7 protein-coding genes are annotated in these 11,463 nt (G+C 72.4%); 1 reads left to right on the top strand and 6 read right to left on the bottom strand.

Annotated features, from left to right (window positions below; all coding sequences use genetic code 11):
• The first annotated feature begins 172 nt into the window (after positions 1-172).
• Positions 173-481 carry a chorismate mutase gene (locus ACIBK6_RS34145; RefSeq protein WP_399055958.1) on the top strand — a complete coding sequence of 103 codons (309 nt, stop codon included), beginning with the start codon at positions 173-175 and terminating at the stop codon, positions 479-481.
• Between the two features lie 528 nt (positions 482-1,009).
• On the opposite strand, the gene ACIBK6_RS34140 is transcribed toward ACIBK6_RS34145, so the two are convergent.
• The 6 genes from ACIBK6_RS34140 to ACIBK6_RS34115 form a co-directional block, all read right to left on the bottom strand.
• The gene (locus tag ACIBK6_RS34140; protein WP_399055956.1) at positions 1,010-2,242 is read right to left on the bottom strand and encodes a hypothetical protein; all 1,233 of its coding nucleotides are present in this window, start codon (positions 2,240-2,242) and stop codon (positions 1,010-1,012) included.
• A gap of 280 nt (positions 2,243-2,522) precedes the next feature.
• On the bottom strand, positions 2,523-4,322 hold the full coding sequence (locus tag ACIBK6_RS34135) for a GMC oxidoreductase (RefSeq protein WP_399055954.1): 1,800 nt from the start codon (positions 4,320-4,322) through the stop codon (positions 2,523-2,525).
• 52 nt (positions 4,323-4,374) lie between these two features.
• Positions 4,375-6,003 carry a succinic semialdehyde dehydrogenase gene (locus tag ACIBK6_RS34130; protein WP_399055952.1) on the bottom strand — a complete coding sequence of 543 codons (1,629 nt, stop codon included), beginning with the start codon at positions 6,001-6,003 and terminating at the stop codon, positions 4,375-4,377.
• A 217-nt stretch (positions 6,004-6,220) separates the two neighbouring features.
• Positions 6,221-7,852, bottom strand: coding sequence for a serine/threonine-protein kinase (locus tag ACIBK6_RS34125; protein ID WP_399055950.1), 1,632 nt, complete (start codon positions 7,850-7,852; stop codon positions 6,221-6,223).
• Between the two features lie 159 nt (positions 7,853-8,011).
• Positions 8,012-9,658 (bottom strand): serine/threonine-protein kinase, encoded by a 1,647-nt coding sequence (locus tag ACIBK6_RS34120; RefSeq protein WP_399055948.1) that lies wholly within the window; start codon positions 9,656-9,658, stop codon positions 8,012-8,014.
• Between the two features lie 98 nt (positions 9,659-9,756).
• Positions 9,757-11,421, bottom strand: coding sequence for a serine/threonine-protein kinase (locus tag ACIBK6_RS34115; RefSeq protein ID WP_399055946.1), 1,665 nt, complete (start codon positions 11,419-11,421; stop codon positions 9,757-9,759).
• Between the last annotated feature and the right edge of the window lie 42 nt (positions 11,422-11,463).

Genomic DNA, 11,463 nt, shown 5'->3' with positions numbered 1-11,463 from the left:
CGTCTTTACCTATGGCACCCGGCCCGCCGGACGCCATGGGTTCGTTGGTTCTGCTGCTTGAGCCACTGACATACGAACTTCCCAGAGCGCCCCGGGCCGACAAGGCCCGGGGCGCTCTGTGGTTTCCGGTCCTTGCCGCTCCGGGGCACCCCATCCTCAGAAGGAGCCCCCCATGTCCGTCCCGACGACCGTTACCGAGAAGACCGTCACCGAGAAGACCGGCGCCCGCACCGACGAGGCCGCGGCGGTGATCACCGGTGCGCGTGAGCGCATCGACGCGCTCGACGACCGCATCATCGGCCTCATCCAGGAACGCACGGCCGTCTCGGCCGTCATCCAGGAGTCCCGGATCGCCTCCGGCGGCCGCCGGGTCAATCTGAACCGCGAGATGGAGGTGCTCGCCCACTTCCGCGACGCCCTGGGCAAGCCCGGGACCGCGCTCGCGATGACGATGCTGGAGCTGTGCCGGGGCCGGATCTGAGTTCGGGCGCTCCTCACCCGTACGGCACCGTGACCGTCCCCGGCCCGGCTTCGTTGGTGGGATGTCCGTGCCAGCCAGGGGCGGGCCCGAAAAAACCACGCGTGGCTCCGCTGGGGCGTGTGACGCACCTCAAGTGCGTCGTGGGACCTCGCCCCGGTGTGCGTGACCGGTCGGCAGGGGACAGCAGCCCGGTCACCCCATAAGGGCGGTCGGTTCCGGGGACGCCCGGGGCCGGCCGCATCCGGTCCAAACGGTTGCGCCGGGCGCGGCCCGTCCAGCACGATGCAATGACAAGTCCCCTACCGCACCCGCCCGTTGCCAATGGTCGACACCACTCGTGCGCCCCGCGCGCGCCGGGTCGGCCACCCGGGCGCACAGTCCAGCGGCGCACCCCCCGGCGCCGCCCCGCGGCACCGACGCTGCCCTGACGCCGGTGCCGACGGCCCAGGGCCCCGTCGGCCGCCCGTACAGCTGGTCTGTACCGGACGGCTACGGGGCCCTTCGCCTGCCGCTCCGTACGGCTGTGGACTACGTACGGCTGGTGAGGTAGCAGCCCTTCGAGCGGTCGGCGCTCAGCTCCCTGCGGTCGTACGGGTCGACCGGGGAGCCGCTCGGGGTGGGGCCCGACGCGGTGGTGTCGTCGTGGAAGTCGGGGTGCAGATATCCGTCGTCGACTTCGCACACGTCGTTGGCGAAGCTCTCGTCGGAGCGGACGATCCAGAGCTTCCCCGCGGTGCTCTCCTTCACGGACGGGTCGGACGCCTCGACGTCGAGGACGCGGCGCACGATCGTGCGGGCCACCGTCTCCGAGCCGGGCGCGGCCTGCTTCAGCGGGTAGACGAAGGTGTAGTCGGCGTGCACGGCGACTCCTCCCCCGTCGGCCTTGGTGAACGTCATGCGGCCGCGGGTCTTGACCACGTCGCCGACGAGCGCGACCTCCTTGGGGTTGAACCGGGTGAACATGAGCAGCGGGTCGTTCTTCTTGTCCGGCTTGGCCAAGGAGGTGTTGAGGTGGTCCACCTCATCCTTCTCCTGGGGGTCGATGAGCCCGAGGGCGGCCTCGGGGCGGTCGCCGCGCAGGGTGGCGGGAGCGAGGTCGGCGTCGACCAGGAGGGCGCGGGTGTTGTTCAGGGCCGTGGCCACCTCCTCCTTGGAGAGCCCGCCGACGGCGGTGGCCTCGGGCACTTCGATGCCGGCGGCGCCGTCCGCGTACTGGAGCGCGGGCGAGCCGCGGAAGGGTTCCTTGAGGGTGGGCAGGTCCGGGTAGACCGAAGCCGGGGCGACGGTGGGCGCGGCGGTCTCCGGCGGCAGCTGGGCCGCCGTGTTGCCGTCGGACGAGTCGCCGCCGGTGAGCAGGGACAGCGCGCGGGACGGGTTGAGCGCGACAAGCAGCAGCGCGGCGCAGCCCAGGATGCCGAGCACGCCCCACATGCGGCGCCGGCGTCCGGCCTGCCCGTTCATCTCCTGCCAGGCGGGGCCGGTCCGCCAGCCCGCCGGCTCGGTGCCGCGTTGCTTGCCCTTGCGGGCGTCGGCGCCGCGCCACCTGCTCCTGCGCCTGCCCTTGTCCGCGCGGGCGGCACGCTCGGCGACCTCCTGCTCCTTGCGCAGCCGCTCGGTCACCATCCGGGCCCGCGCCGAGGGCTCCTTGGGCGCGGATGCCCGGATGTCCTGCTCGGTGTCGCGTACGAACCGCTCCCAGATCTCGTCCGGCAGCGAGGCGTCGCCCGACGGCTCCCCCGAGATCGGCGGCTTTTCGCTCACTGTGGCCCCTCTTGGCATGTCCTGTGCGGCACAGGCGGCCGCGGCAGGGGTTCGACAGACGGGGCCGGGTGATGGTTGCCGTGGTGAACAAGTGGCGTGGATCACATAAGGATCTCGTGAAGGCAGGACAACCATTCGCTGTGGCCACAGGTCATGTATGCGGAACCAACAGCCCCGCCCGCGTTCTGTTCACGCCGGTGGGGCGCCACCAGGTCTCCGCATACGTGAGAGGCGCTGCACTCGGAGGGGGGTGCAGCGCCTCTTGCCGTGGGGCGCCCACTTACTCCTTCGGCGGGACCGCCGGCATCCCGAGGAACGGCAGCCTCAGGGCGCCGAACGCCTCCGCGGGCACCGCGGGGGACTTCGGTTCGACCGGGGCGAGCCGGACATAGGCCGCGCCCTGGGTGGGCCGGGGGTCCTCCTCGCCCTTGTTGGGCCAGAACGACATCGCGCGCTCGGCCTGCGCGGTGATCGTCAGGGACGGGTTCACGCCCAGGTTCGCCGAGACCGCCGCCCCGTCGACCACCGAGATGCCGGGGTGCCCGTACAGCCGGTGGTACGGGTCGATCACACCGGTCTCGGCCGAGTCGCCGATCGGGCAGCCGCCCAGGAAGTGCGCGGTGAGCGGGGTGCCCATGAGCTCGCCGACGTTGGAGCCCGCGAAGCCGTTGATCTCCGCGGCGATCGCCGCCGCCCCCTCCGAAGCCGCCCTGATCTGCTTGGGGTTGGGCGCCCCGTGGCCCTGTTCGGCGGTCAGCAGGCCCTTGCCGACGCCGTCCGCCTTCAGATGGGTCGTGAGCGAATTGTCGAGCGACTGCATGACAAGACCGATGATCGTTCGCTCGGACCAGCGGTGGTTGTTGATCGAACGTGCGAGGAGCAGGGGGTGCTTCGCCGCGTTGCCGAGCCAGTTCCGCACCCGGTTGGCTCCGAACGGCACCTGGAGGATCGACATGCCGCCCATCGCGTTCGAGCCCTTGCCGTAGCGGACCGGCTCGATGTGGGTGTTCTCGTCCGGGTGGATCGAGGAGGTGATGGCGACGCCCCGGGTGAAGTCGACCTTGGGCGCGCCGTGCCGCCTGCGGTAGCGGCGGTTGTTGGTCTGCGCGCCGACCAGCGCCTCCGAGTTGGTCCGGGTCAGCTCGCCCAACCGCCTGGAGACGTACGGGAGTTGGCCGCCCGCCTTCATGCGGTGCAGCAGGGTCTGGGTGCCGTAGGTGCCTGCGGCGATGACGACGCGGCGCGCCGTGAAGAGGCGGCCCGCGGAGTTCTTGCGGTCGGTCGGCAGGGTCGCGACGGCGAAGCCGCCCCGGGAGTCGCCGGTCACCGAGACGACCGTCGTCATCGGGTGGACCACCGCGCCCGCCTTCTCGGCGAGGTAGAGGTAGTTCTCGTTCAGGGTGTTCTTCGCGCCGTGCCGGCAGCCCGTCATGCACTCGCCGCACTCGGTGCACGCCGTGCGGGAGGGGCCCGCGCCGCCGAAGTACGGATCGTCAACTGCCGCTCCCGGCCGGGCTTTTGACGTTCCGTCCGCGTCCTGGCCGTCGCCGAAGAAGACGCCGACCGGCGCCATGTGGAAGGTGTCGCCGACCCCCATGCGCTGCGCGGCGGCCTTGAGGTGGACGTCGGAGGGCGTCATCGTCGGGTTGAGCCGGACCCCGAGCATGCGCCGCGCCTGGTCGTAGTACGGCTTCAGCTCCTGCTGCCAGTCGGTGATGTCCTTCCACTGCGGGTCCTCGAAGAACTGCTTCGGCGGCACGTACAGGGTGTTGGCGTAGTTCAGGGAGCCGCCGCCGACCCCGGCGCCCGCCAGCACCATCACGTTGCCGAGCAGGTGGATGCGCTGGATGCCGTACATGCCGAGCCTGGGCGCCCAGAGGTAGTTCTTGATGTCCCAGGAGTTCTTGGGCAGGGTGGCCGGCGTGAAGCGGCGGCCCGCCTCCAGGACGCCGACCCGGTAGCCCTTCTCGGTGAGCCGGAGCGCGGTCACCGAGCCGCCGAAGCCCGAGCCGACCACGACGACGTCGTAGTCGTACGTGCCGTCCTCGGCCGGATTCCGGGCAGGGGGTACCTGGGACATGACTCTCCTCGCGTCAAAGGGGTGCGTAGCGGGCGGGGCCCCTCGGTGGGCGTCAGCGCAGGCGCAGGGCCTTCATCGCCTTCAGGCTGCGGGTCATGAAGGCCGCGTACTTCTCGTCGTCCATGCCGAAGGAGGGGGCCAGCGGGATGAGCCGCTGCTGGGCGACGGTCTGGGCCTCGGTGTACTTGAGGATGCCCTCGGAGCCGTGCCGGCGGCCGAGCCCGGAGTCCTTCATGCCGCCCATCGGCGACTGGACGCTGCCGTACGCGGGGGCGTACCCCTCGTTGATGTTGACCGTTCCGGTGCGCAGCTCGGCCGCCACCTCGTGGCCGCGGCGCGAATCCTTCGTCCACACCGAGGAGTTGAGGCCGTACGCGGTGGCGTTGGCCCGCTCGACGACCTCGTCCTCGTCCGTGAAGCGGTAGACGGAGACGACCGGGCCGAAGGTCTCCTCGCCGCACACCGCCATCGGGGCCTCGACGCCGTCGAGGATGGTGGGCTCGTAGAAGAGGGGGCCGATGTCGGGGCGGGCGACGCCGCCCGCGATGAGCTTGGCGCCCTTGGCGACGGCCTCTTCGACGTGCCGGGTGACGGTCTCCAACTGGCGCTCGCCGACCAGCGAGCCCATGTCCGCACCGTAAGCGAGTGAGCGACCGAGCCGCATCGCCTTCGTACGTGCGGCGAATCGCTCAAGGAAGGCGTCGGCGATCGACTCGTGAACGTACAGTCGCTCGATCGATATGCAGAGCTGTCCGGCGGAGGAGAAGCAGGCGCGGACCGCGCCCGCGGACGCCTTCTCGATGTCGGCGTCGTGCAGCACGAGCATGGCGTTCTTGCCGCCCAACTCCAGTGACACGCCCACCAGTCGGGCCGCCGCGCCCTGCGCGACCTCGCGGCCGGTACGGGTCGAGCCGGTGAAGGAGACGTAGTCGGCGTGCCGGACGACCTCGGGTCCGACCACCGGCCCGTCCCCGAGGACGACCTGGAAGACCTCGGCCGGAAGCCCCGCCTCGATCAGCAGGTCGCGCGCCCACAGCGCGGTCAGCGCGGTCTCGGTGTCGGGCTTCATCACGACCGCGTTGCCGGACACGAACGCGGGCAGCGCGTCGCCGATCGACAGCTCGAAGGGGTAGTTCCAGGGCGCGATCTGCCCGACCACCCCGCGCGGCTGGCGCAGCTCGGTGACCTTGGTCAGGGTGGGCACAACTCCCGTGTGCCGCCTGGGCTTCAGATAGGCGGGGGCCTTGCGCCCGTAGTGGCGGGCGGCGACGGCGACGGCCTGCACCTCTTCGTGCGCGTGCAGCCGCGCCTTGCCCGTCTCCAGCTGGATCAGGTCGAGCACCTCGGCCTGGCGGGCGAGTACGAGGTCGTGGAAGCGGAGCAGCACGGCGGCGCGGGCGCGGACCGGGGTGGCGGCCCAGGCGGGCTGCGCCGTGCGGGCCCGCGCGAAGGCCTCGGCGACGTCCTCGGGCGTGGACTCGGGCAGTTCGGCCAGCTTCTCCCCGGTGAACGGGGTGTGGTTGGCGGTCCGGCCGGAGCCGACCACGCCCCGGGTGAGCTGGGCGACCAGCTGACCGGTGACCACGTCGGCGGCGGTGCGCGCGCCTGCGGGGGCCGGGGCGACCGGGTTGGTACCGGCGGGCTTGAGGGTGGTCGTGGGCGAGGCCTGCGAGTCCGTCATGGGGCGAGGGTATGCCCGGGCGGGCACTTTCGGTACCCGTCGGTAACGGGTTTTCGGACCCCCGGTAACCGCGCCAGCGATCGCTGGCTGCGTAACCGCTGATCAGCGGCTTACGAGCGTCCGGACCCGGTGAACTCCCGCAAGTGGAACGAGCTGTGATCCGTCACAGCGCCCTCTCCGCGAGCTGTGACGGATCCCGGTCGAGTCCCCGGCCGGCCTACAGATCGTGGATCTTGAGCCCGTCCGCGACCTGGCGGAACAGCGCCTCGCCGTCCTTGGCCGCCTTGCCCGCCGCGGGCATCGAGACGCGCAGCCGCCAGTAGCCGGTGCCCTTCCCGGGCACGAGCAGCTCGTGGAAGCGGTAGCGGGTCGGAACGGGGTCGGGGGAGGACAACGGCGTGTAGTCGGTGACGACGTCGTACGCGTTCTTGCCCTGGTGCCGCACCGTCTTGGTGGTCACCCCGCCGTCCTTGAACTCCGTGCCGTTCTGACCGCCCTTCTCGTAGTACGCCTTCCACGCGGCGGGGTCCGCGGGCAGTGATTTGTCGTTCTTGTCGTTCTTGCCGCTGGCCGGGTCGATCCGGTCGGCGTAGATCCTGAACACCGCGCTCGGGTCCGCGTACGTGACGTTGTCGCCCTCGTTGCCCTGGCTGCGCGCGTAGTCCTCGGGGACCGCCATGTCCGCGTGCAGCACCTCGTTCTCCGGCCGGACCTGCCAGCCGGCCGGAAGCCCGCCGCCGCCGAACGGATCGGTCAGGACCAGCGCGAGCGCGACCGCCACGGCGAGCAGCCCGCCGCCGAGCCCGTACTGGGCCGCCCGGTTGCCGACGAGGACCGGCGGCACCCAGCGACTTCCGCCGTTCGGCGCCGAGTCGCCCGCGTACAGCCGGGTCGCCGCGGGCGCGGCCGGCGCCGGGCCGGCCGCCGGTGCCAGGACCGCCCGGATCTCGGCGGCGGCCGGCCTGGCCGCGGGGTCCTTGCGCAGGAGCTGCATGACGAGGGTGCCGAACGCGCCGGAGCCCCGGGCGGGCATCTGCGGTTCTGCGGAGAGCACCGCCTGGAGGGTGGCGGGGGTGTTGCTGCGGCGGTAGGGCGACATGCCCTCGACCGCCGCGTACAGCACGACGCCGAGCGACCACAGGTCGGACTCGGGGCCCGGACGCTGCCCCAACACCCGTTCCGGGGCGATGAATTCGGGCGAACCGACGAACGCGCCGGTCTCGGTCAGGCCCTGCTCGCCCTCGACCTGGGCGATGCCGAAGTCGGTGAGCACGACCCGGTCGCCGCGGCCGAGCAGCACGTTGTCCGGCTTGACGTCACGGTGCAGTACGCCCGCCTCGTGGGCGGCACCGAGCGCGCCGAGCACCGCGAGCCCGATCCGGGACGCCTCGCGGACGTCGAGGGTGCCCTCCTGGAGCCGGTCGGCGAGCGACTGGCCGCGGACGAGCTCCATCACGATCCACGGCCTGCCGTCCTCCATCACCACGTCGTGCACCGTGACCACGGACGGGTGGTCGATGCGGGCGGCGGCGCGGGCCTCGCGCTGCATGCGCAGGTGGACGTTGGCCCGCTCGCGGTCCCCCAAGTGGTCCGGCACACGCGGCTCCTTGACCGCCACATCACGGTCGACGACCTCGTCGCGCGCCCGCCAGACCGTGCCCATGCCGCCGTGCCCGAGCCGCCCGACGAGCCGGTAGCGGCCGCCGATCAGCCGGCCGGTGCCGTCGGCCGCCGCCGTCTGCTGATGCTGCGTCGGCTCGTACGGGGTCTGCGGCGGTACCGGAGCGGGCTCCGGGGGTCGCAGGCCGTAGCTGGTGGGCTCGTTCGCCCGTCCCCCATCGTTCGTCATGTCCACATCCTGACGAAGGGTCGCGCACGGTGCCACCTTGACAGATGCGCGGATGCACACCCGTGACAGAAGGCGGGGGATTCGGGGCGCGGGGGATTCAGGGTGCGGTGCCCCAGGACGCGGGGACTTCAGGGTGCGGCGGATTCGGGGCCGGGGGCTTCAGGGCCCGGGGACGAAGGAGTCGAGGGCGGTGTCGAAGTTCCGCTTCGCCTCGTCGAGGCGGCCGACCGGTGCCGAGACCCACACGTCGTACATCCGCCCGTACTCGTCCCAGCACACGTCATAGGTGTGCCGGGCGCCCTCGGCCTTGGTGAAGCCGTCCCAGGTGAACTCCCACAACGCCGCGTCGAGCCCGTGATGGGTGGTCGCGGTGACCTTGCCGTCGCGGTAACCGGGGTTGCTGGTGGGCCCGTTGGCGGCCGAGTCGCGCATCACACCGAGCGGTCCTGCGGACACCGAGTTCTGCGTGCGGATGCCGATCCGCTGGGCGCCGTCCGCCGAGGTGTAGAAGACGCGCTGCGTGTCGGTCGTACGGACGTATCCGTCGGGCAGCGTGAGGCCGAAGCCGTCCGGGTCGCGCACGAACTGGTACCCGGCGGGCACCGGCGGCGGGGGCTGCCGGGGCGGTGGCGGGGGCGGCGGGGGCGGTCGCCAGGACGCGTACGGCGGGGCCTCGCCCGCGCTCGGCGCGGACTGCCGCACCGAGCCGCCGACCGTTTCCGCATCGCCGAGTGCGAAGACCGCGATGGCCGCGCCCGCCCCGGCCAGCACGATCACCAGGGCGGCCCCGACCAGCACGCTCCGCGCCTGCCACGGGCGGACGGCGGGAGCCGCCGGGGCGACCGGCGGCGCGGGCACGTCGGGCACCTCGGGCACCTCGGGCACCTCGGGCGGTGAAGGCCGCTGCGCGACGCGCTCGGTCGGCACGTAGCGCGGCATGGGCGTGCTGCCGGTCGCGGCGAAGGTGCGCAGCAGCGACTCCGCCTCCACCGCGCCGAGGCGGTGCGCCGGGTCCCGCTCCAGGAGGCCGTGCACGACGGGGAGCAGCGGGCCCGCGGCCCGCGGCGGGCGGATCTCGTCCAGGACGACGGCGTGCAGGACCCCGCCCAACGAGTCGCGGTGGAAGGGGGATTCGCCGCTCAGCGCCGCGCACAGCAGCGCGCCGAGCGACCAGAGGTCCGACTCGGGCCCGGCCCTCGCGCCCTGCATCCGCTCCGGCGCGGTGTATTCGGGCGAGCCGACGAACGCGCCCTCCTCGCTGATGGTCGAGGTGCCCGGCACCTGGGCGATCCCGAAGTCGGTGAGCACGACCCGCCCGGTGCCCTCCTCGATGAGCACGTTGGCGGGCTTGAGGTCGCGGTGGAGAACCCCCCGGGCGTGCGCGGTGGCGAGGGCGCCGAGGAGCGCGATCCCCATGCGCGCGGCCTCGCCGACCCCGACCGGCCCGGCCGAGGCGAGCCGGTCGGCGAGCGAGCCGCCGTCGACCAGTTCCATCACGATGTACGAACGTCCGCCCCCGGCGGCCCCTTCGGGGAACTCCTCCACGACGTCGTGGACGACGATCACGTGCGGGTGCTTGATCTGGGCGACCGCGCGGGCCTCGCGCAGTGCGGCGGTGGCGGGCGCGCCGCCCTCGGGGTGCAGTTCCTTGACGGCGACCTGGCGGCCGAGGAGTTCGTCGTACGCGCGCCAGACCGTGCCCATCCCGCCCCGGCCGAGCCGGTCGCGCAGGCGGTAACGCCCCGCGATCAGACGGGAGTTGAGCCGCTCCCGGGGATCTCTGGGATCCTGGTCTGCTGTGGGCACCGGGTTCCCCCTCGATCTCCCCGCACACGTTCAGGGGCCCATCATGCCGCACCCCGGCCCGGCTCCGGCGGTGTTCGCGAGAGGCCGGAAAGCCCCGGTCAGCCGCCGGTCACGGGTTTCGGCTGCCAGCCCTGCAGGACCGTGTCGAACTGCTGGCGGGTGGTGGCCCAGTCGTCCTCGGGCCCCGACATGTAGATCGCGTACTCGGGCCTGCCACCGTCTCCGTAGTACATCTGGTCGATCGCGTGCCGCTTGCCGGGGAAGTCCACCTTCTCCACGTACGTGAACTCCCAGAGCGAGGACTTCACCTGGTCCCGGAAGTTGTTGCCGTGCAGGGTGACCCGCTTGTACTGGGGCAGCCGGTCCTTGAGCGACTTCTCCATGTTGAGCATGTGCATGTACGGGTTCTCGAAGTCCGGCACCTTGGTGACGCTGATCCGGATGCGGTGCTTGCCGTTGTCCGGGGTGTAGTCGGTCTCGGCACCGTCCATCTGGCGCCGCCAGCCCTTGGGCACCAGCAGGCTGAAGCCGCTCGGGTCCTTGACCCGCTGCCAGCCGTCCGGCACCGACTGGTCGCCGCCGCCCGGCTGATGGCCGGCCTGCGGGGTGCCGGTCGCGCCGGAGGTCTCCGAGCTGCCGACGCCCGAACCTCCTTGGTCCTTCTGGTACTTCATGAACGCGTATCCGGCGCCCACCCCGATCACCGCGGCCAGCGCGACCGCCAGCGCGACGGTCCGCCGGCGCCCCCGGCGGGCCGGAGCGGCGACGGGCACCGGCGCGGGCCGCGCGGGAGCGGGCCGGTGCCGCGGGGCCGGGTCGAGCTCGGCGGGCCCGGTCTCCGGGGCGGCCGCCGAGCGCAGCTCGTCCTCTGAAAGTTGACGGGTCGGCACATAGGCCTGCGCCGACTTGGACGTACGCCCCTCCATCGCGTCGAGGAACATCCGCTCGGCCTCCTCGGCCGAGGGCCGCTCCTCCGGCCTCTTGCGCAGCAGCGCGACGATGACCGGGGCCAGCGGCCCGGCCCGGTCCGGCGCCGGGGGTTCCTCGGCCACCACGGCCTGCATGGTGGAGATCGGCGAGTCCCGGCGGAACGGCGACTCGCCCTGCACCGCGGCATACAGGGTGGCACCGAGCGACCACAGGTCGGAGGCGGGGCCGGGGTGGGCGCCCTGGACCCGCTCGGGCGCCAGGTAGTCGATGGAGCCAACGAGTTCGCCGGTCTTGGTGATGGCGACGTCGCCCTCTATGGCGGCGATCCCGAAGTCGGTGAGCAGCACCCGGCCGTCGCTGGCCAGCAGTACGTTGCCGGGCTTCACGTCGCGGTGCAGTACGCCGGCGGAGTGCGCGGCGCGCAGCGCGCCGAGGACGTGGAGCCCTATGCGGGCGGCCTCGCGCGCCTCGATGCGGTGGCCTTCGGCGGCCTTGACGGCGTCGGCGAGCGAGGGCCCGTCGACGTACTGCATGACGATCCACGGGCGGCTGTCGTGGTCGAGCACGTCGTGGACGGTGACGACGCCGGGGTGGGTGATCCGGGCTGCGGCGCGGGCCTCCTTCTGGGTGCGCGCGTGCAGCACCACCCGGTCGGCCTCGGACACGTACAGGGCCGCGGTGAGTTCCTTGACGGCCACGGTGCGGTGCAGGAGCTCGTCGTGGGCGCGCCAGACCTTGCCCATGCCGCCGCGGCCTATCGCGTCCCCGAGCCGGTAGCGCCCGGCTAGCAGCAGCCCCGCCCCGGAGCCGCTCGTGCTGTGAGTGTTTTCCACGTCCCCCGCCCGGCCAGACCTTTCCTACGGGGCCAGGTTACG

The organism is Streptomyces sp. NPDC050485, assembly GCF_044458185.1.
Lineage (GTDB): Bacteria > Actinomycetota > Actinomycetes > Streptomycetales > Streptomycetaceae > Streptomyces.
This window is presented reverse-complemented; position numbering and strand designations above follow the sequence as displayed.

Excerpts from the sequence above, each read along its gene's own strand:
- ACIBK6_RS34145 (WP_399055958.1), top strand. The coding sequence starts at position 173 with ATGTCCGTCCCGACGACCGTTACCGAGAAGACCGTCACCGAGAAGACC.
- ACIBK6_RS34125 (WP_399055950.1), bottom strand. The coding sequence starts at position 7,852 with ATGACGAACGATGGGGGACGGGCGAACGAGCCCACCAGCTACGGCCTG.
- ACIBK6_RS34135 (WP_399055954.1), bottom strand. The coding sequence starts at position 4,322 with ATGTCCCAGGTACCCCCTGCCCGGAATCCGGCCGAGGACGGCACGTAC.
- ACIBK6_RS34130 (WP_399055952.1), bottom strand. The coding sequence starts at position 6,003 with ATGACGGACTCGCAGGCCTCGCCCACGACCACCCTCAAGCCCGCCGGT.